This is a genomic window from Leuconostoc sp. LN180020 (assembly GCF_014844115.1).
Classification (GTDB): Bacteria; Bacillota; Bacilli; order Lactobacillales; family Lactobacillaceae; genus Leuconostoc; species Leuconostoc citreum.
In genome coordinates, this window is sequence record NZ_CP039736.1 from 170001 (window position 1) to 191207 (window position 21207).

Sequence of the window (21207 nt, forward strand, 5' to 3'; positions counted from 1 at the left end):
CCCAACTTGTTCTGCTATAAAACACTTTTGTAACTCTTATTTATCAGTCCTACAACCCCAACATGCAAGCACGTTGGTTTGGGCTCTTCCCCGTTCGCTCGCCGCTACTTAGGGAATCGATTTTTCTTTCTGCTCCTGCTGCTAATGAGATGTTTCAGTTCACAGCGTATTCCGTCGTCTATCCTATGTATTCAGATAGCGACAACTCTTTTCGAGTTGGGTTTCCCCATTCGGAAATCTCTGGGTCATAGCGTACTTACCGCTCACCAAAGCTTATCGTAGTTAGTCACGTCCTTCATCGGCTCCTAGTGCCAAGGCATCCACCACGCGCCCTTATTAACTTAACCTATACAACTTGCGTTGCGGTTTCGTTTTATGAGTTGGTCATTTTTCAGACCTGCGATTAAACCGTTCTTTTTAAAGAACTTCTTTTTGTGTTGTTTCTCGGTTCAATTTAGAATAATGTTTCCATTACTTTTAAAAGAATTTGTTACTATTCAGTTTTCAATGTACAACCAAGACAATCTTTCGATTGCCTATGGAGAATAGCGGGATCGAACCGCTGACCCCCTGCTTGCAAAGCAGGTGCTCTCCCAGCTGAGCTAATTCCCCATAGGATCATCTTTTGAACATGATACCTATTACAGTACCACACTCAAAACTAAACAAAACTTTGAACATTTGAACTTGCAATCTAATGCACTGTCACTTTCCGATTATCCTTAGAAAGGAGGTGATCCAGCCGCAGGTTCTCCTACGGCTACCTTGTTACGACTTCACCCCAGTCATCTGTCCTGCCTTAGACGGCTCCCTCCCGAAGGTTAGGCCACCGGCTTTGGGCATTACAAACTCCCATGGTGTGACGGGCGGTGTGTACAAGACCCGGGAACGTATTCACCGCGGCGTGCTGATCCGCGATTACTAGCGATTCCGACTTCGTGCAGTCGAGTTGCAGACTGCAGTCCGAACTGAGACGTACTTTAAGAGATTAGCTCACCTTCGCAGGTTGGCAACTCGTTGTATACGCCATTGTAGCACGTGTGTAGCCCAGGTCATAAGGGGCATGATGATCTGACGTCGTCCCCGCCTTCCTCCGGTTTGTCACCGGCAGTCTCGCTAGAGTGCCCAACTGAATGCTGGCAACTAACAATAAGGGTTGCGCTCGTTGCGGGACTTAACCCAACATCTCACGACACGAGCTGACGACGACCATGCACCACCTGTCACTTTGTCTCCGAAGAGAACACTTCTATCTCTAAAAGCTTCAAAGGATGTCAAGACCTGGTAAGGTTCTTCGCGTTGCTTCGAATTAAACCACATGCTCCACCGCTTGTGCGGGTCCCCGTCAATTCCTTTGAGTTTCAACCTTGCGGTCGTACTCCCCAGGCGGAATACTTAATGCGTTAGCTTCGGCACTAAGAGGCGGAAACCTCCTAACACCTAGTATTCATCGTTTACGGTGTGGACTACCAGGGTATCTAATCCTGTTTGCTACCCACACTTTCGAGCCTCAACGTCAGTTGTTGTCCAGTAAGCCGCCTTCGCCACTGGTGTTCTTCCATATATCTACGCATTCCACCGCTACACATGGAGTTCCACTTACCTCTACAACACTCAAGTTAACCAGTTTCCAATGCCATTCCGGAGTTGAGCTCCGGGCTTTCACATCAGACTTAATCAACCGTCTGCGCTCGCTTTACGCCCAATAAATCCGGATAACGCTCGGGACATACGTATTACCGCGGCTGCTGGCACGTATTTAGCCGTCCCTTTCTGGTATGGTACCGTCAAACTAAAATCATTCCCTATTTTAGCATTTCTTCCCATACAACAGTGCTTTACGACCCGAAAGCCTTCATCACACACGCGGCGTTGCTCCATCAGGCTTGCGCCCATTGTGGAAGATTCCCTACTGCAGCCTCCCGTAGGAGTTTGGGCCGTGTCTCAGTCCCAATGTGGCCGATCAGTCTCTCAACTCGGCTATGCATCATCGTCTTGGTAAGCCTTTACCCCACCAACTAACTAATGCACCGCGGATCCATCTCTAGGTGACGCCGTAGCGCCTTTTAACTTGATATCATGCGATACTAAGTTTTATTCGGTATTAGCATCTGTTTCCAAATGTTATCCCCAGCCTTGAGGCAGGTTATCCACGTGTTACTCACCCGTTCGCCACTCGCTTGAAAGGTGCAAGCACCTCTCGCTGCGCGTTCGACTTGCATGTATTAGGCACGCCGCCAGCGTTCATCCTGAGCCAGGATCAAACTCTCAATTTAAATGAATTTAAATTCATTGTTTGAAGATGTACTCTTCGATTAAACTGACTAATTGCTATATCTCTATAACGACTATCCGTTTATTGTTTGTTACGAATTGACTTCGCAAATTTGTTTTTGTTATTACTGCTAATAACTAGTCACAGATTCGTTTGTTCAAAGTTTTGTTCAGTTTTCAATGTGCTACTTGTTGTCGCTGAGACAACTATATTATCTTATCAGCTTTCGCTGCCGTTGTCAACACTTTATTTCGTCGCTTACTTTCGCTCGCGTCGCTTTCGCTTTTTGACAACTTTATTACTATACTTTATTCTTCTCGCTTTGTCAACTACTTGCTCGCAATAATTAATAAAATATTTGTTGTTATCCTCTGTTACCAGACAACTATTAATACTATACACCGTTTTTTAAAATTGTCAAGCCTTTTACAATTATTCTTCAAAACTAACAAAAGATGTTGTTTGTAGTGTTTCTAATAGTGTGTGTAGCTTATTAGCTGGTACAAACTTAAGCTGATAATTCAAGGCTTTTTCTACCGCATCCATATTAGGCACTTCGAAAGAATACAATGACATTAATGTGCCGTTATCTTCTACACTTGTTAGCTCGCCCAATCGCCATTGATCAAAATCCACCGATCCCAACGTTTGAAATTCTCGCAATACGGCCCCTAGTGAGGTGTCGTGGTTATGCCTATGCATCTTTGCAGTGAAAAAATGGTACCCATTGGTATCTTCTTTAACTAAAAAATAAGGTAAATCATTTTTAACTGATATAGCTGTTGCTGCAATAAGTGACATTCTTTCTCTCCTTCACTGACCAATACGCGTTAAAGCTTCTTTGATCCACGCTTCGCGGTGTTTTTCAATGGCAGAAAAACCATAGTTCAAATGATTATTTGTCCAAAAATGCTTACGAAGATTAACATTCTTTGGTAAAACTTGTGATGCGTGCATGTCCTCTTGACGCAAAGACAGGCTTATTTTTTTATTATATTGTTCAATATCCAGCACTGTCACGACAACTGGCTTGCCGATACGTAGCTCATGTTTTAAATCGTGTACTATGCCTGATTTACATTCAGAAATATGAATCAATCCCTGTGTGTGATCATCTAATAGTACAAAGGCGCCATATGGTTGTATCCCAGTTACACGACCACATAGCTTTTGCCCAATATGGTAAGTTGTCATAATTAAAACCTCATTTTTATTATAACAAAAAAGCAGACCCTTAGTCTGCAATTTCTATCGTATTGATGGTAACATTCTCTTTTGGCTTATCGTACATGTCAACAGCAACGCCTGCAATTTTATCGACAACTGCCATATCAGAAATCACTTGTCCAAAAACAGTATGCTTACCATTTAGCCATGGCGTTTCTTCAGTTTGAACAATAAAGAACTGTGAACCATTGGTGTTTGGGCCGGCATTCGCCATTGAGAGCGCCCCGCGTACATTGCGCAACTTGTCCGAAAACTCGTCTTCAAAACTACCGCCCCAGATACTTTCACCACCCATACCTGTACCATTAGGGTCACCACCTTGCACCATGAAATCTTTGATCACACGATGAAAAATACCGTTGTCATAGTAACCGTTTTTAGCGTGCGTTACAAAATTTTCTACAGTTTTAGGTGCAAGATCAGCAAATAGCTTAACTTGAATATCCCCTAACGTTGTTTTAAACGTTGCAACTGGACCGGCATAATTTTGTGCATCTTGTTGTGGGTATTCTGTCATATCAAGTGTTCCTCTATATTATTTAATGTGTCTTAACGCGATGTTAAACTTGGTCTTCTAAATCGGGATCAATAATAACATCCCCATTTTCAATTTCTTCTAAAGCTTTACCAACTGATTTATTTGATTCGAACTTTTCTTGCGTGGCTGGTAAACCCGCGTCGAGTTCCCTGGCACGCTTAGCACCAAGGGCAATTAATTTGTAACGAGAATCAACTTTTTCAAGTAGTTTGTCAACTGAGGGGTAAAGTAACATAATAAATCTCCTTATAACGTTTTTTCAAAAACGCGCGCGACCCGAAGGCGCTCTGCTGTAATAATTGCTTTAATACGTTCTACCGCATGAATAACCTGATCGTTTTCCACCGCATAATCGTAATTGATCATTTGCTTAAGTTCTTCACGTGCTGCAGTGACACGCTTTTCAATCACTTCTTGCGAGTCTGTTCCACGTCCAACCAAACGCTCACGTAAGTTTGTTAAATCAGGTGGTGTCAAGAAGATATAAATGCCTTCTGGCATCTTTGATTTAACTTGTAATGCACCTTGAACATCAATCTCAAGAAAAACATCACGGCCACTAGCCAATGTCTCATCAATAAAACTCTTAGGTGTACCGTAATAATTGCTGACATACTGTGCATACTCTAGCATGTCACCATTTGCAATTTTCTCTTCAAATTCGTCATGTGAAACAAAGAAATAGTCTTCACCATCTATTTCGCCAACGCGTGGCTGTCGCGTTGTTGCTGAAATAGAATATTGAAAATCAATCCCATCTTCGTTAAAAATAGCCTTGCGTACTGTCCCTTTTCCAACGCCGGAAGGTCCAGATAACACAATTAGTAAACCACGCTGCGTCATCATTTTTCCTCTTTATGTACTAATGGGAATATTATACAGGTTTTAAGCGCTAGACACAACGGTTAGCTAGTTCTTATAATAAACTGAATATATGTTCCCCTAAGTTCAAACAGCCAATTAAAGCGTTTAATTGGCTGTTTGAATGATATTTTAAAAAAATAAGAGCTTTAAAAAAGATTAAATCTGATTAATTTATTTGCTTTTTTGAACATTTGTTCGTATGATAGACATATCAAGACATGCAAGGAGTGGATTAATGCAGAACTATCTTATACAAAATCCAATTGAATCTTTCTTTCATCACACCATAACTGCTATAAAGAAACGTTTTTCTCCTAAAAAGCGTGTCCCCCTGAAAGAACAGTTAACTGCTGAGGAATTAATTACACGTTTAGAATATGCTTTAAATAGCGAGGAAGCTGTTACTATACAAATTAACGATTCCTTATTATCTGAGGAGGTGTCTGATTTATTTGGTTACGTCTACCAAGATAATCATGGCCATGTCTTACTACAATCACCCTCTACACATCAGTTCCATAAAATATTGCCAGGAACCATTCGTCATATCACGCATCAAAAAAGATACAGCTGTTAGTTATCAGCTGTATCTTTTTTGATTTAAGCACGCGTCGCTGTGTCATCTATCGACATGTCTGCTAACAGATAATTTAAGGCACTAACATCAATGTAGCGATCAACGTAATCTAAATTATCTATCTTATCTTTCAATCCTGTGATGGCCTGCTTGCTGCTTAAGAAGGTCAAATAGGACTTAAGCTCCCCGCCAATACCATCTAAGTCTTGCCATTCTGGTCGCCAATAATCTAATAAATGATGAACAGTGAACGCCTTGAGTGCCTCAGCTGACCAAGAATCATGCGTCAAACCATATTCTTTTGCCATACCCTCATGGAACGCATATAGCATCGCAGTGACATTATCACTAACAACGTCTTTAACTGATGCTAATTTGAACTGCCCCAATTTAATTTTTGCATATGCAAGCTCGGTTTCAAGCACTGAATCTGTTATTGAAATAGTCGATTCTTCAACCTCCGCGTTTTTTAATGACCGCAAAACCGGTGATAATCCCTTAAACGTTTCATGGATAACAGCTAAATTAAAGTCATCATCAGCTTCATTTTCTGATAAGAACTTAAACTGTAATGTATCGATGGCCTGAGAAGTTTTCATCATCTCTGCAACATCCTTACCTTGCCACTTAAAGAAATTAATCGCCATAACGGTTCTCATAATCATTCGCCAAAAGTTGATATCAAACTTTGGTGCCTGTGCCACAAAACGAGGATTAACACTCGATTCTTTTACGATAAACTTTTGCATATCATATAATACTGGGACAAGCATGACAAAGTATCGCCAATCTTTATCATCACTATTCACTAGTGTCGCTTGCATAACTTCACTTAAATTAACAGTTGCGCGCTCATTACTTGTAAACGCTGAAAAATTCTGATTTACCATCATCGCAATCACATCGTCTAAAAAGAATGAGGCAACCTCAAATGTCTCCCGACTATACTTGTCATGGTGTGTCAGATAGTAACGTGCTCTTAAAAACCCAGCAAATTCATCATAATTAAAAGGTGGTAATTTCTCTTCATGTTGCTTTTTATGCTGCTTTTGGTTAATATGCTTTATCTTTTTTATTTGCGCTGACTTTCCTTGTTTCATCTTTATTCGTCTACCCTTCTCAATGCATATTAGACACTAAGGTCTAAACTATATTTGCCATTACCAAATTCACGTAAACGAAACTGAAATACTTGCTCGCCACGAGATAATTCTGGTGTTTTAATTGTAGCTTGTCGGCTACCCTCAAGTTCGGCAATTTCAACAGCACCATTGATTGCTGACATAACTGGTGCGAATTCCTTTGCATCTGCCGATACATAAAATAACTCCGCGTGCCCGTAAGTAGCAGATTTGCGAATTAAATTAACGGATACTTTATAACGGTTGGCATCAAAAACAATATGATTGAAATTGTAATCGTGTACGTAGTGGAATAGGGATGATAAAAATGCTGTTGCCTCAAATTTGTCTTTTGCCATTAAATCTTATTGCGTGATAGTTAACACGCTTCCTTCTCATTTGTCTTTTGTTACTTTCTATTGTACCTGTAAAAATAACAGGTTACCAGAAATTATTATGAAAGATGTTTTATCATAAATCAAAAAAAACTTGATTATGTAATCAAGTCCGTGTATTACTTATCTTTTTTTAACTTTTCTTGCACATCGTCTTTAATCTCAGTAGCCTTTTCAGTGGCTACTTTTGCTGTTTCGTCGACTTTCTTAGCAGTTTTTTCAACAGCATCATCAACGTGGGATTCAGCTTCTTGAGACAAATCACGTAACGCCTCTTCTAAGGTTAAGTCATCTTGTGTCAATTCAATATCTTCATTGCCAAACTTATCACGCAAATCGTGTAATGAATCCTGTGCTTTATCAACATAAGTAGCGGCTAAATCTTTTGCTTTATCAACATAAGGTGCTGCTTGATCAGCTAAATTTTTAACTTGTTCCGCTGCTTGGTCAATTTGTTCACCATATTTATCTTGCCCCTTAGCCTTAAGCTCTGAAGCACGATCTTTGGCCATTTCAGTCACATCACCGGCAAAATCAGCTGCAACATAGGCTGCATCATAGGCCTTGTTACGTAATTTGTCACCGGTTTCACTAGCCTTTTCTTTTAATTCATCTTGCTTATCTTTAGGTAAGGCTTTAAATGCTGCTATTGCAGCAGCCCCAGCTAATATACCTGCTAAAAATACTTTTGCTTTTGACATCACTTTTTCTCCTTTTTAGCTGCTTTTTTGTTTTTATATCGTTCCATGGCTGTTTTAGCCATTGCCGAAGCCACACCGCTGGCGCCAAAACTAGTAGCTGCCTTTGCTGTTGAAAATTTACTTGTGACATTCTGAACTGTCGCGTTCAACTGTGACACTGTTACGGATAAGTCGGCCACAGCCTGGACAGTTGGATCTAATGTTTTAACTTTACCATTAACATCATTTAACAATGTATTGGCATTACCAAGAATTTCATTACTCGACCTAGCTATAGTGTCAACATCGACTGTGATAATACTCAAAGATCTTGTTAACCTGAGTAAAAAAACGCCAATAAACAATACCAGTAAAAGAAATGCTATGGCAAAAATAATAAGCGCAAGCTGTCCTAGTTCCATAAATCCCTCCATATGTTAATGTTTGTTCTTGTTAATTGTTGATTTGATGATAACTATATAAAATTTCTCTCGTATAGTACTTCTAGTATAACAAAAAAAGTTACTCAATGAAATGAGTAACTTTTTCTCTTAGTGTGCGTAATCTGTTGCACGTGTTTCACGTACGACTGTTATCTTGACATGTCCCGGATATTCAAGTTTTTCCTCAACATCTGTTTTTATGTCATGCGCTAACACTGTCGCTTGCAAATCATTTAATTTAGTTGGTTCAACAATGACGCGTACTTCACGCCCAGCTTGTATAGCAAAAGCCGTTTCAACACCATCATAGTGATTAGCGATTGCTTCCAAATCTTTTAGACGTTGAACATAATTTTCTAATGATTCGCTACGTGCTCCAGGTCTAGCAGCACTAATTGCATCTGCAGCTGCTACAAGCTCCGAGATAGGAGAAATTGTCTCAACATCACCATGATGTGAAGCAATTGCATTAATAACAACTGGTTTTTCGTTAAACTTTTCGGCTAGGCGAACACCTAGTTCCACATGCGAACCTTCAACTTCGGCGTCCACAGCTTTACCGATATCATGTATTAAACCAGCGCGCTTCGCAAGCGCGACATCCATTTTAAGCTCTGCTGCCATCATTCCCGCAAGTTTTGCGACCTCTATCGAATGTTGCAACACATTTTGACCGTAAGACGTACGATAGTTCATACGACCAATCATTTTAATCAAATCAGGGTGAAGACCACGTAAACCAAGTTCAAATACCGCTTCTTCACCTTTTTCACGTATTGTTTCGTCAATTTGCCGCTTTGCTTTTTCAACCATCTCTTCGATGCGTGATGGATTGATACGGCCATCAGCTACAAGAGCATCTAACGCCATCTTAGCAATCTGACGTCTAATTGGATCAAACCCACTCAATACGACTGATTCAGGGGTATCGTCAATAATTAGATCAATACCCGTTAATGATTCTAATGTCCGAATATTACGACCTTCACGGCCAATAATACGGCCTTTCATGTCATCGCTTGGCAAATGGACAACTGAAACAGTGACATCAGCCACTGCATCTGCAGACGACCTTTGAATTGCCTGCACGATAACATTACGTGCACGTTTTTCGGCCTCACTGGTTGCGTCTTCTTCATATTCTTTAATCAGAGCGGCGCGTTGTCTCACCAAACGTTGTTTCGTTTTGCTTAAAATTTGTTCTTTCGCATCTTCAGGCGTTAGTTGCGCAATTTCCTCTAACTTTTCCTTCTGAGATGTGACCAGGTTATCAGCAAGTTTCTGCTTATTATTCGCATCATCTAATCGCTGTTGTACCTGGTTTTCTTTTTGAATCAATTGTGCATCACGTTGATTCAAGGCCGCATCTTTTTTGTCGAGGTTTGAGATACGGTCTTCAAGCCGTTGTTCTTGTTGTTGCAGCTGCTTTTGACGATCTTTGAAATCATTATCAACTTGATGTCGATAATCTTGCGCCATTTCTTTTGCATCAGTCTTAGCTGCACGTGTTAAACTTTTAGCTTCATTATTCGCTTGTTCAAGAATGTTATCTGCAATTTGTTTCGTTGAAGTGATTTTCTTTTTGTCAGATGACAAATGTAGATAATACCCTACACCAATACCAATTACAATTGCGAAGAGCGCCGAAATGATTGTCACTGCCATGAGTTTCTTTCCTTTCAGCTTGTGAAATTTTATTATTCACATATATTAAGTATATCTATAAACATAGATAACGTCAAACAAAAAAAGGCTAATTAGCCCTTAATGTTTTAACCGTCGACCGAGTTCACGTTCTTGATCCCGGCGCTTAATATCATCACGCTTATCGTATTGCTTTTTACCCCGACCAATACCAATTAATAACTTGGCAAAACCATGCTTGAGATAAACTTTTAGCGGTACAATTGTCACCCCCGGTTCAGTGACGGCTTTTTCTAATTGCCTGATTTCACGCTTATGCAATAATAATCGCCGCGTGCGTAGGGGATCAACATTAAAACGATTACCTGCCGTATAGGGCGCAATGTGAACGTTTGTTAGCAAGGCATTGTCATCATGTATTGTGACAAAGCCATCTCCTATTGTAATCTGGCCTGCACGTACAGATTTAATTTCCGTACCAGTCAATGCTATGCCAGCCTCAAAAGTCTCAGAAATAGCATAATTAAAGCGTGCCTTACGATTTTGTGCTAACACATTATGCTGATCTTGTTTTTTGTTTTTAACCATAATGACTAGCCTCCAGCAAAATAATTTTAGAAATTACGCTTTGAATCACGTTTTTGCCCTTGTTTTGCATCTAATGGCCCACGTTTTGGCTTTGGACCCTCTGATTTCCCACGACGTTCATTTTTTCGGCGTTCATCGCGATTACGGCCCTTACCAAATTTACCAGCAGACTTTGATGCTACACGGATAGCTGTTGTTGGTGCACTTTCAGGATTAACTAACATGAAATCAACTGTACGTTCTTCCTTGTTGACCCGCAAAACCTTGACTCGCACTTTTTGACCGATTTGGAAAATACGATGTTTTGATCGCCCAATAAGTGCCGCATGACCTTCATCATATTCATAATGATCATCAGTTAAATTAGAAATGTGCACAAGCCCTTCAACGGTATTCTCTAAACTAATAAACAAACCAAATTTTAAGGCAGAATTGATAACACCTTCAAATTCCAAGCCCACCTTATCCAACATATACTCGGCTTTTTTCAAGGCATCGACATCACGCTCCGTGTCAATTGCACGTCGCTCACGCGTGCTGGTATCTTCACCAATTTGAGCTAATTTATCAGCATACTTAGCTTGTGATGCCACACCAAGGCCATGTTTAGCGTACCACTTAATTAAGCGATGAACCGTTAAGTCAGGATAACGGCGAATAGGCGATGTGAAATGGGTATAATATGAAGCCCCCAAGCCAAAATGTCCAACTGGATCCGGTGAATATTTAGCTTGCTTCATTGCACGTAACATCATAGTTGAAATCATTTGTTCAGCTGGGTCACCTGCAACATCTGACATCAATTGCTGAAGCATCGTTGGTGTTACTTTACTAGGATCGCCATAAACAGGATGTCCTAAAGCCTTTGAGAATTCAAAGAATGATTTTGCACGCTCTTCATCTGGCGTCTCATGAATACGATACAAAAACGGTACATCTAGTTTGTCAAAATGTTCAGCTACAGTTTCATTGGCAGCCAACATAAATGACTCAATCATACGTTCTGCTGTACCACGTTCTCGTAGCTTAATGTCCACTGCCTTACCGTCGTTATCGACAATAATTTGTGCCTCAGGGGCATCAAATTCAATGGCACCACGTTTTTTACGCATATTATAAAGAATTTCGTGCAGCTCGCCCATCACTTTAAACATTGGGGTTAACTGTGCATATTCTTCTTGAACAAAGACATCGCCTTCAAGAATTTTGTTAACAGCGTCATAAGTCATCCGTGCATGTGACTTAATGACCGATGTATGCAAGCGATGGCTAACAATTTTGCCGGCTGGATTAATTTCCATTTCAGCTGACATCGCTAAGCGAGCAACATTTGGGTTTAACGAGGCAATACCATTAGAAATATTACGTGGTAACATGGGAATAACGCGATCAGTCAAGTAAACCGAAGTCCCACGATGATATGCTTCGGCATCAATCAGAGAGCCTTCAGTGACATAATGAGACACATCCGCTATGTGTACACCTAAATGATAATTACCATTATCCAATTTCCATGCCACAACAGCGTCATCAATATCCTTTGTATCCGCCCCATCAATGGTAACTAGCGTTTGATCAGTAATATCCTCACGCCCTGCCCAGTCTGAGTCTTGGACATCAGTTGGTATTTTAGCGGCTTCGTCTAATACCTCTTTAGGAAATTCACTTGGGACTTTTTTGGCATGGACAATTTGTAAAATATCCATGCCCGGCTCATCTTTATAACCCAATGTTTCAGTGACATGTGCGACTAATTCGCGTGGATGCACTTTGTCAGGGAACCGCGTTACTTCAGCAACCACTACCTGTCCATCATTAGGTGATAGACCTGTTTTATCAATCAATACTTTAAAATTGATTGCCTTTTTATCGCTTATTTTTAGTTCGCCAATCATATCTTTCACTTCAGAACCTAATGAAAATGTCCCAACAATGTTTTCATAAGCGTGTTCTAATATTTCTTCCACTTTACCTTCTGGCCCTCTATCAGGCGAAGGAGAAGGCTTAATTGTGCTCACGCGAACTTGATCCCCTTGCATCGCTTGCAAAGTGTTTTCCGGATTAATGAAAAAGTCTGGCAATTCATCATCATATTTAACAAAACCAAAGCCCTTATCGTTGGCACGATATGCGCCAAGAGTATAACCAGTATTGGGATTATATTGATATTTGCCTGCATCAAATGTCAGCTCACCATCACGAACCAAGGCGTCCATAGCATTGACAACACGCTTATATTCAGCAATGCTGGTCATACGTAGGCCATCAGCCAAGTTTTGAGCAGTAAATTCTTGAGATTGATTAGCTTTTAGAAAACCACTAATCTGGTGTTTTAATTCTTCTAATGTCATTTATTTTTCTTTCTAAATTTTATACAAAATAAAAAGTCAGTCTACAAAAAAGCAAACTGACCATTATAATTTTAGTGTGCAGATAGATACATCAATACAAAACCAATGACGAACCAAAGTCCGCCTAAAATGGCAGTTGCACGACGCATAACAGCCTCAAAACCTCGAGACTTGCGTTCCGCAAACAAATCGCCCGCGCCACCAGATAATGCTGATAACGCATCTTGTTGCTTACTTGGTTGCATCATGACTGTTACAATGAGTAAGAAACCCACAACAATCAGAGCAATAGTGAGTGCTTGTTCCACAGTCATAACCTCTACTTTAAATCTTTATTCTTTATTATAGCAAAAAAAATTGTGACTTGCATAAAAAATATTTTTACGCAATGAAATTAATTTCCTGCCGCTAAGCTAAACATCAAAATACCACCTGCAATGGCAACGTTAAGGCTTTCTGCTTGGCCTTGAATAGGTATATAAAGATTAGCAGTTGTCTTGTCAGCAAGAGATTCAGCCATTCCTTGACCTTCATTACCTACAATCAATGCAAATTGCGTGCTTGGTTGAATCGTACGATAAGATTTTGCTGCTTCATTAAGCTGTGAACCGTATACTGGTAGACCATTAGCCGTCAAAGCATCTGTCCACTCATGCAAATCACCATTTAGAATTTCCAAATGAAATTGTGATCCTTGCATTGCCCGCACCACTTTTGGCGAATAAGCATCTGCAGTGCCAGTACCCAAAACAACGCCACGGAAGCCAGCAGCATCTGCAGTACGTACAAGTGTTCCTACATTACCAGGATCTTGAATATTATCTAAGAATAACCAAGCGCCATCATGTACATATGTAGGATCAAACGTTTTATCTGGCAATGAAATTTCAGCAAAAATACCTTGTGGTGTATTTGTGCCTGCGATATGCTTTGCGACTTCTTCGCTCACCTCAAAAGCTGGTACACCGTGTGGCACATCATTTAAATGTTCAGCCATTTGTGCTTCAGTCGCCATAACTGCATGAAATTTAGCCTTAGCCTTAATAGCCTCTTCAACTAAATGCCAGCCGTCCAAGAGATATGTTCTGTTTTCTTGGCGACCCTTTTTTGTTGCAAGTTTAGCCCATGCTTTTACACGACTATTTTGATTTGATAAAATACGATCCATTATTTTCTACTTTCCTTTTGTAAAACTAACAAAAGTACGTCAAGATTTTGACGTACTTAAACTTAGCGCTGTTGCTTGCCTGCATTACGTGGCTTGCCGTTGCGCTTTGACTGCTTATCCTTAGTGGTCATATCATCTGTCGTCTGTTTTTTGACAGCTGGTTTAGCAGTCTCAGACATCAAATCATCAGCCGTTTTCTTAATCTTAAATTCCAATGCCACACGTTTTTCAAGACCTGGTCGTTGGAAATGTTGAATCAGCGTTTGAATCAGTGCAAACAAACCACCAACAACAAAGTACAAACCAATGGCACCGCTGGCAATCATGGCAAAGCCAAAAATCATAATCGGACTAATAAACATCATTGCCGCCGACGTCTTTTTTTGCTCTTCCGGCATGTGTTGCATGGCTAACCATGCTTGAATGAGGTAAACCAAACCAGCAATAATTGCAAAAACAATTTGTGGGTGACTTAGATTAAATCCCAAGAATGATGCCCCTTTTAATGCAGGTGCATGCAAAATCGCTGAATACAATCCTGAGAATACCGGTAATTGCATTGCCATGGTTAGAAAAGAAATACCACCAATAACACTGACATCATTTTCTCGGTACAATGACATCATTGCCATGCTAGCTTTTTGTTGTTCTTCGGTCGTTCCTGCTTTACGTGACAAGGCTTGCAATTTGTCAATTTCAGGCTTCAAAGTTTGCATCTTAATCTGATTGATGGTTGTATTAACCTGCTGGTTCAAAAAGAATGGTAGCAAGACCAAACGCAAAATTGCCGTGATAATGATAATTGCCCAACCGATACCATTGGGACCACCAATCACATGCGCAATATTTGTCATAATATCGGCTAATGGATGCCCAATCCAACGGTACATCTTACTGTGTTCATCATAACCGCCTGTAATTAAAATGATATCTAAAATTACAAAAGCCGCAGTCAAAACGCGCTTTACTTGTTTCATATTGTTTATTTTTCTCCTGGTTACTACAGAAGTTCATTATACCAATAATTCTTACCTAATAGCAAAGTTATTCGCATTAAAAGTCGCAATTATTTTTTTAGTGACCCCATCAACTTGACTATAAAAACCTGGGCCCATTGCAATATCATGCAAAAAAGCAGCCATATTTTCAGCATCCCCTTGTGCTGCAATTGTGACAGAACCATCTACTTCGTTTTTTACCCAACCTACAATATGATGTTTATCAGCGGCCTGTTTTGTGTACCAACGAAATCCCACGCCTTGTACACGTCCTATGACATTAATTTGATAGCTTTTGATCATTTTTATTCTCTCGCTGTAGTGGTAACCGAATCGTAAATACCGATCCTGAGCCGAGTGCACTCTCTAACGTAATCTCCCCACCGTAAGCTTTAACTAGCCGTTGTGCGATACTTAATCCCAAGCCGTTGCCTCCCTTAGCACGAGATCTCGCTTTATCAACACGATAAAAGCGGTCAAAAACACGTGCCGCATCCTCACTTGATAATCCTTCACCAAAATCTTGAATCCCAATTTCAACGCGATTAGTCGTTTGCGATAGTGCAAAATGAATTTCCTTACGATCAAGTGAATACTTCACAGCATTATCAGCCAAAATAATCAAAATCTGTTCCATATGGTCTTGCCGGACTTTGACATTAGCATCTTGCGTTAAATCGTCATCCAAAGTGAAAATAAAATCAGGATGAATCAATTTAAAGTTGTCAAACACACGATGCACTAACCCACCAACTTCAGTCACTTCTTGTACGTTTTCAATCGGAATTTGTTCAGCACGTGTTAAGTTTAACATCTCGTTAATCAATGTTTCCATTCGCTGCATTTCAGCCAAGGAAGATTTTATCGAGTCCTCTAGGACTTCCGGCTCATCTTTACCCCAACGATTAAGGAGATCCATATGACCTTTAACAATGGTAACAGGTGTGCGTAATTCGTGAGAAACATCCGACACAAATTGTTGTTGCGCTCCAATCAAGCTCTGTAAGCGATCTATCATGCGATTGAGTATATTCACTAAATCATAAAACTCATCATTTACATTTGCACGATCGGCTCTGACGTTGGTCATCGGATCGTCTTCAAAAGCTTCGATTGTTGTCTTAATCGATTTTACTGGTCTTAGAATATACCGTGTTAACATAAAGGCAAAACCAAAAACAAAAAGTCCACCTAATAAAATTGTGATACCAAGCCATTGATAAAGGGTCTCAGGTAATCGGCCATAGTATTGTTTTAAAATCTGCGATAATACAAAAGCAAAAATAATAAAGATAACAAAAAAACCAGACGCCATCCCCAATGCTAATTGCCAACTCAATGTGAAACGACGTAAGGTTTTTTCAGTTGTTTTTTTAGTCTCTGTCATTATAATCAATCAGCTACGCATAACATATCCAGTACCACGTACCGTCTGAATATATGAGGCCTTACTTTCTGGATCATCAATCTTATTACGCAAATATCGAATATAAACATCAACAACGTTGGTTTCAACTTCGGAATCAAATCCCCAAACTTCTTTCAACAATTGCTCACGTGATTGCACCACATTAATATTCTCAACTAAAGTAAGCAACAAATCATATTCACGCTTAGTCAAATTGATAATTTGATCATCACGACGTGCAATGCGATTTTCTTTTTCAATACGTAAGTCCTTAAAATTAATGATAGCACGATGCTTATCACTCGACTCTGTCTCAATTGCAATACGACGCAATAATGAGCGAATACGTGCTAGCAATTCTTCAATAGCAAAGGGTTTTACCAAATAGTCATCCGCCCCATAATCCAAACCTGATACACGATCAATGACTGAATCACGCGCTGTCATCATAATAATTGGCGTTTTCTTTGATTCACGCAAGCGACGTGCTACTTCAAGCCCATTTAGTTCAGGCAACATCAAATCAAGCAAGATGACATCGTAATTATTTTCCAATGCTGAATCAAGCCCAGAACGCCCGTCCAAAACAGTTTCAACTTCATAACCCTCGTGTTTGAGTTCAAGACCGATAAACTTTGCCAAGTTTTCTTCATCTTCAACAATTAATACTTTACTCATTCTTTGTCCTCAACATTTAAATCGGCTCATTGCCGAATCCATATTTCTTTTACTTCCCCTTATTCTAGATTAATTTTTTCCTTTTTGCAAGTATTTTCTCATTCTTTGAAAAAATCATCTAATTTTGCAAGCCTGGGGTCTAATTCCGCTTCTTTTTTCGCTTTTTTCTCATTTTCAAAAGTTTCTTCGCTAATAACATGCCAATCATTCCCCGATGGTAGAGTATCAGAGGCCTTTTCTTCAGCCGTTAAAATTTGTAGCGGTAATGAAGCTACGATATTATCTAAAATAGCCGTATCAACATCGAGTGTATCACTTTCTAAAACAAAAACTGCTTCTGTTTCTTCAAATTCTGTTAAGCGCGTTTCATCTTCGATATACCGTTCATCAAACGTCATATCAATATCTCGCAGTACGGGTGCCAACGATCGAGATGATGGCACTGTTACTTTTCCTGTGACTTGGATATGTAACAATAAATCATCATTATCGTAGTAGCGAATAAAACCCTTAACGTTTAGGGGGGTTAGCCCCAGAATTGTTTTTGGGAATCTTTCTTTGGCTAGTGATGCTAGTTCAAGTACTTCATCAAATTCCAACGAACTTTGCCGAAATTTTTGAAGTTGGTTTTTATTATATTTCATTTATCTTCCTTTGTATGAGCTTGTGTAAAATGAATGGGTTGCCGTGCGATATCTTGTTGCTGACCTGGTTCACGAGCTAATAATTGCCAAAGTTTTCCTGCCTTAAAATCTAAACGCAGATTGGCTTTGGCTAAATGCTGATCAACCTTACTAATGAGTGGTAAGGTGGTTGTTTTTTTAGCACCATTCAGATAAGCTTGCCCCTTGTCGGTAAAACCCAAAATACGTAAATAAGGGTCCTGCATCGCTGCTTGCATTTGGTCTACTTTAACATTTAATAATGTATACAGTAGTGTGCGCTGAATACGAGCAAACGTGTAACGCTTGGACTTGACGGCCTTGATAAAGCTTTGATAACTTTGCGGTCCTGGTTCACCAAGCGCAACTGCAGCTAGCCGATGCTCTAGTCCTTCTGCCATTTGGTAAACTTGTCCTAATTGTCCTATGGTATCAGTCATCAAACGATATTTTAATAACGGCCAGAATTGTGACTCAAAATCAACAGTATGATTAGCAGATGAAATATCAACTAGTGTCTGATTAGGCACCACGCCCTTCACTTTTTCTAGTTTGCCCTTATGAAGTGCGAGTCGAATCGATGATGCTGAGGCGATTGTTTGATCATCGGTGAAACTTTGGTCATGATAGCCTGCGGCGACGCGCTGAATAGCATGTAATTTAATTGGGGAATTCAAATTTAGTATCGCTTTAGCATAACCAAAAGCTAAAATATCATTTGGATCTTCTAATTTGAAGCCTGTTTCTGATTCTAATTGTGTTGCATAGGCTTGCGCAAACGTTTGGTTTTTCTCTTGAAAAGCCTTACCTCCCTGAACACTAGGTGCTTGTTTTGCTAGGTTTAAAAAATCAACCGTTGCGTGCTCACTGCCAAAAACAACATCTTCAACGCCAAGTGCAGTTAATAATTTAATTGCTCCCTCAGCGAATAAATGACTGGGTTGTACCGCATAAAAAGTTGGTAGTTCGATAACCAAGTCAACACCATTTGCTAATGCGGCCTGAGTACGTGTCCATTTGTCAAATAAGGCTGGCTCACCACGTTGCACAAAGTTTCCAGACATTACAGCAATAACCACATCTGCCCCTGTTACCGCCTTAGCTTGCTGAATATGATAAATATGCCCATTATGAAACGGATTATATTCTGTTACGAGACCAACTGCTTTCATATTTTCACCGCCTTAAAGAACCAACGTGATGTTTCATCGTTGACTGAATGATTACCAAAATCAGCCATTACTTGCACGTCTTTAAAGCCTGCTTCTTCGAGGGCTTGCTGGTAAACAATCAAGTCATACGTTTGCTCATGATGAATCTCTCTAAGTATTTTGAAACCATCAATCGCTTCATCATAGACAAAGAACTTCAAATCATGATCGACACTATTAATGCTATCTCCAGGGTATGATGTCCACATGAAAATATTGTCTGCATCATCATCATTGTTATAATAATAGGCTTGATACAACTCATTCACCTGATAAGGTGTAATGACGTCAAACAATAATTGCCCGCCAGTATTTAAGTGCTGTGCGGCTTGTGCTAGAGCTGCTTTAAAATCATGTAGGGTAGGTAAATAATTAAATGCGTCCGCAAAGCTAATAATTGTGTCATAAGTCTTTGGCCAGTCTGACCAATCACGCATATCTGCTTGCAACAAGTTAATATCAACTTTTGCCGCTTGCGCATGCCGTTGTGCTAACGTCAACATATCAGCAGATAAATCTAAAACGTCCACTGCGTAGCCATCTTCAGCTAGTAGTACGGCCAATCGACCAGCACCACCACCCAAATCTAAAATCGTCCCTTTTGTTGTATGCACCTTAACGAATGCTAACCAAGCCTCGTACATATTATCATCAAATAATTGATCATACTTTTCGGCAAAAGTCGAATAATTTTGTTGTAAGTTTTCATCAGTCATATATTATATTTTAACAGAAAAAAAGACAAGCTGCTGCTTGTCTCAAACTAGTCTGCTATTAATAATGTCGTTAAATCAACATATGGCGCATCATGCCACAACCGTTCCAAATTGTAAAAGTCACGTTGTTCGGTTGAAAAGACATGCACAATCACATCCCCCAAATCGACCAGAACCCAGTCAGCTGATTGAAACCCTTCAATTAGTTTCACTTCACCGCCTGCTGCTTGAACCTTATCTTTCACTTCTGTCACGATAGCTTGCACTTGACGGTTAGAAGCAGCATCTGCAATCACAAAATAATCTGCCATCAAACTCACATTGCGCATGTCTAATGCCACAATATTATTTGCTTTTTTACCATCAATAGCTTTTACCGCTGTTTCTAAAACAGTATTCACATCTAACGCTGTTGTCAAAATTAATCCCTTAACTTTCTTTAATTTAATAGTCCCCGGTTTAACCAGTAATTATAAGTCGTGATACTTTTTGGATAAATCGGCGTTTCTTTTTTCACTAACCGTAACACAGTATGCACAATCTGGTAGCGCACACCAGCGGCCAGTGATTGATCAGTTATCTGACGTGCTGTTTCTACACCAGGGAAATCACGTCCTTTTTCTAAATAATCAGCCATAAACAATACCTGAGATAATGGTGTCATTTCCTCGGCACCACCTGTGGTATGCTCACGTACTGCATTTAAAATTTCGTCATCTTCAATACCGAGTTCATCTCGAATAATCTCAGCCCCAACAACCCCATGCCAAATATAGTTGCCCCAATTAAGTAAATCAGAGTCCAAATGTTTTGCTTTAATCACAGAGAGAAATGTTTCATCTGAAAGTTCTTTGGCATAGTCGTGTACCAGTGCCGCGACTTCTACTTTATCTTCGTCAACACCATTATCATGTGCTAATTTCACCGCATAATCACGTACACGCACGCTATGTTGAAAACGATAATCAGATAATTTGTCTGCAACGCGTGTCTCCAGTGTTTGAATTGTACCATTAAAATAATTAGTCATAAATGCCTCTATACAGATTATACTCCTGAATAAAGCATGCTTCACGTTCCGGAACTAAATAATTAATACTTTGATTTAATCTTAACTTTGTTCGAATGTCTGAGGAACTGATAGCAATATCTGGGACATCTAGCCAAACAATAGGATAGTCTGACTCATGCCGATTACCACCGCGTGCCCCAGCAACAAAAGTCACCAATCGCGTCAACTCATCAATATAGTCCCAAGTCGCTAATTTACTGACTTTTTCACCACCAAGGATAAAAAAATACTCATTTTCAGGATGTTGCTCAACCAAATCGCGCATTGTCTGGTACGTATACGATTTCCCACCTTGTCGAATTTCACGTAGCTCGATATCAAACAGTGGATTACCCATGATGGCCATTTTAACCAACTGTGCCCGATATGACGGCTCAACGGCACTAGCATGTGTGCCGTCAACTGGAACAGCATTAGGCATCCAAAATATTTTTTCTAATCCTAATTGTTTGCCAATACTTTCAGCTAGTATCAATTGCCCAATGTGTGGCGGATTAAATGTTCCGCCAAATATACCAACACGTTTTTTAGTCGGCATGGTCACAGTATCGGGTTGAATTTTTGGGTAAACCGTATACGTCCCATTCATAG

25 protein-coding genes, 1 tRNA gene and 2 rRNA genes (1 of these 28 cut by a window edge) are annotated in these 21207 nt (G+C 39.9%); 1 reads left to right on the plus strand and 27 read right to left on the minus strand.

From position 1 onward, the window contains the following. The 8 genes from FAZ25_RS00890 to gmk form a co-directional block, all read right to left on the minus strand. Positions 1-347 (minus strand): 23S ribosomal RNA (locus tag FAZ25_RS00890); it reaches 2565 nt to the left of the window's first position. A 192-nt stretch (positions 348-539) separates the two neighbouring features. Further along, positions 540-612, minus strand: a tRNA-Ala gene (locus FAZ25_RS00895). Between the two features lie 114 nt (positions 613-726). Further along, positions 727-2276 (minus strand): 16S ribosomal RNA (locus FAZ25_RS00900). The 16S and 23S rRNA genes sit together here with 1 tRNA gene alongside, the layout of an rRNA operon. Before the next feature lie 431 nt (positions 2277-2707). After that, positions 2708-3076, minus strand: coding sequence for a hypothetical protein (locus FAZ25_RS00905; protein ID WP_004899984.1), 369 nt, complete (start codon positions 3074-3076; stop codon positions 2708-2710). Between the two features lie 12 nt (positions 3077-3088). Next, a complete protein-coding gene (locus FAZ25_RS00910; RefSeq protein ID WP_004899987.1) occupies positions 3089-3469 on the minus strand; it encodes a CvfD/Ygs/GSP13 family RNA-binding post-transcriptional regulator in 381 nt (126 codons plus the stop codon). 40 nt (positions 3470-3509) lie between these two features. Next, the gene (locus tag FAZ25_RS00915) at positions 3510-4019 is read right to left on the minus strand and encodes a peptidylprolyl isomerase (RefSeq protein ID WP_004899989.1); all 510 of its coding nucleotides are present in this window, start codon (positions 4017-4019) and stop codon (positions 3510-3512) included. A gap of 43 nt (positions 4020-4062) precedes the next feature. Further along, positions 4063-4275: a DNA-directed RNA polymerase subunit omega gene (gene rpoZ, locus FAZ25_RS00920; RefSeq protein WP_004899992.1), complete on the minus strand. Its 213-nt coding sequence runs from the start codon at positions 4273-4275 to the stop codon at positions 4063-4065. An 11-nt stretch (positions 4276-4286) separates the two neighbouring features. Continuing rightward, positions 4287-4883 (minus strand): guanylate kinase, encoded by a 597-nt coding sequence (gmk, locus tag FAZ25_RS00925; RefSeq protein WP_012305066.1) that lies wholly within the window; start codon positions 4881-4883, stop codon positions 4287-4289. Between the two features lie 256 nt (positions 4884-5139). On the opposite strand from gmk, the gene FAZ25_RS00930 reads away from it, so the two are divergent. Beyond that, positions 5140-5481: a hypothetical protein gene (locus FAZ25_RS00930; RefSeq protein WP_004899998.1), complete on the plus strand. Its 342-nt coding sequence runs from the start codon at positions 5140-5142 to the stop codon at positions 5479-5481. A gap of 23 nt (positions 5482-5504) precedes the next feature. Here FAZ25_RS00930 and FAZ25_RS00935 read toward each other — a convergent pair whose 3' ends face one another. The 19 genes from FAZ25_RS00935 to FAZ25_RS01025 form a co-directional block, all read right to left on the minus strand. Further along, on the minus strand, positions 5505-6581 hold the full coding sequence (locus tag FAZ25_RS00935) for a hypothetical protein (protein ID WP_040189914.1): 1077 nt from the start codon (positions 6579-6581) through the stop codon (positions 5505-5507). 29 nt (positions 6582-6610) lie between these two features. Then, positions 6611-6961: a hypothetical protein gene (locus FAZ25_RS00940; protein ID WP_004900002.1), complete on the minus strand. Its 351-nt coding sequence runs from the start codon at positions 6959-6961 to the stop codon at positions 6611-6613. Positions 6962-7116: 155 nt separating this feature from the next. Continuing rightward, the gene (locus FAZ25_RS00945) at positions 7117-7698 is read right to left on the minus strand and encodes a hypothetical protein (RefSeq protein WP_004900004.1); all 582 of its coding nucleotides are present in this window, start codon (positions 7696-7698) and stop codon (positions 7117-7119) included. After that, positions 7698-8099: a DUF948 domain-containing protein gene (locus tag FAZ25_RS00950; RefSeq protein WP_004900007.1), complete on the minus strand. Its 402-nt coding sequence runs from the start codon at positions 8097-8099 to the stop codon at positions 7698-7700. The genes FAZ25_RS00945 and FAZ25_RS00950 overlap by 1 nt, the downstream gene beginning before the upstream one ends. 129 nt (positions 8100-8228) lie before the next feature. Next, positions 8229-9785, minus strand: a complete 1557-nt coding sequence (gene rny, locus FAZ25_RS00955; protein ID WP_004900009.1) for a ribonuclease Y — start codon at positions 9783-9785, stop codon at positions 8229-8231. Between the two features lie 99 nt (positions 9786-9884). Next, entirely contained in the window at positions 9885-10352 is a 468-nt protein-coding gene (smpB, locus tag FAZ25_RS00960) for an SsrA-binding protein SmpB (RefSeq protein ID WP_004907330.1), read from the minus strand. A gap of 26 nt (positions 10353-10378) precedes the next feature. After that, positions 10379-12703, minus strand: a complete 2325-nt coding sequence (gene rnr / locus FAZ25_RS00965; protein WP_004907333.1) for a ribonuclease R — start codon at positions 12701-12703, stop codon at positions 10379-10381. A gap of 71 nt (positions 12704-12774) precedes the next feature. After that, positions 12775-13011 carry a preprotein translocase subunit SecG gene (gene secG / locus FAZ25_RS00970; protein WP_277750946.1) on the minus strand — a complete coding sequence of 79 codons (237 nt, stop codon included), beginning with the start codon at positions 13009-13011 and terminating at the stop codon, positions 12775-12777. A gap of 86 nt (positions 13012-13097) precedes the next feature. Further along, positions 13098-13871, minus strand: coding sequence for an RNA methyltransferase (locus FAZ25_RS00975; protein ID WP_004905141.1), 774 nt, complete (start codon positions 13869-13871; stop codon positions 13098-13100). Positions 13872-13933: 62 nt separating this feature from the next. Then, positions 13934-14848 (minus strand): membrane protein insertase YidC, encoded by a 915-nt coding sequence (gene yidC / locus FAZ25_RS00980; protein ID WP_004900021.1) that lies wholly within the window; start codon positions 14846-14848, stop codon positions 13934-13936. 51 nt (positions 14849-14899) lie between these two features. Next, positions 14900-15172, minus strand: a complete 273-nt coding sequence (locus FAZ25_RS00985; RefSeq protein ID WP_048801760.1) for an acylphosphatase — start codon at positions 15170-15172, stop codon at positions 14900-14902. Then, positions 15150-16256 (minus strand): cell wall metabolism sensor histidine kinase WalK, encoded by a 1107-nt coding sequence (locus FAZ25_RS00990; RefSeq protein ID WP_004900026.1) that lies wholly within the window; start codon positions 16254-16256, stop codon positions 15150-15152. The genes FAZ25_RS00985 and FAZ25_RS00990 overlap by 23 nt, the downstream gene beginning before the upstream one ends. 9 nt (positions 16257-16265) lie before the next feature. Then, positions 16266-16955, minus strand: coding sequence for a response regulator transcription factor (locus FAZ25_RS00995; RefSeq protein WP_004900027.1), 690 nt, complete (start codon positions 16953-16955; stop codon positions 16266-16268). Positions 16956-17053: 98 nt separating this feature from the next. Continuing rightward, positions 17054-17599 carry a DUF177 domain-containing protein gene (locus FAZ25_RS01000; protein WP_004907344.1) on the minus strand — a complete coding sequence of 182 codons (546 nt, stop codon included), beginning with the start codon at positions 17597-17599 and terminating at the stop codon, positions 17054-17056. Next, positions 17596-18789: a nucleotidyltransferase gene (locus FAZ25_RS01005; RefSeq protein WP_004905144.1), complete on the minus strand. Its 1194-nt coding sequence runs from the start codon at positions 18787-18789 to the stop codon at positions 17596-17598. Before FAZ25_RS01005 ends, FAZ25_RS01000 begins: the two co-directional genes overlap by 4 nt. After that, complete coding sequence (locus FAZ25_RS01010; protein ID WP_048801761.1) at positions 18786-19544, minus strand: class I SAM-dependent methyltransferase; 759 nt, start codon at positions 19542-19544, stop codon at positions 18786-18788. The genes FAZ25_RS01005 and FAZ25_RS01010 overlap by 4 nt, the downstream gene beginning before the upstream one ends. A gap of 47 nt (positions 19545-19591) precedes the next feature. Beyond that, positions 19592-19963 (minus strand): ribosome silencing factor, encoded by a 372-nt coding sequence (gene rsfS / locus FAZ25_RS01015; RefSeq protein ID WP_004900035.1) that lies wholly within the window; start codon positions 19961-19963, stop codon positions 19592-19594. Positions 19964-19983: 20 nt separating this feature from the next. Then, positions 19984-20574: a bis(5'-nucleosyl)-tetraphosphatase (symmetrical) YqeK gene (gene yqeK, locus FAZ25_RS01020; protein WP_040176630.1), complete on the minus strand. Its 591-nt coding sequence runs from the start codon at positions 20572-20574 to the stop codon at positions 19984-19986. Then, positions 20567-21205 (minus strand): nicotinate-nucleotide adenylyltransferase, encoded by a 639-nt coding sequence (locus FAZ25_RS01025; protein ID WP_004905147.1) that lies wholly within the window; start codon positions 21203-21205, stop codon positions 20567-20569. The genes yqeK and FAZ25_RS01025 overlap by 8 nt, the downstream gene beginning before the upstream one ends. Between the last annotated feature and the right edge of the window lie 2 nt (positions 21206-21207).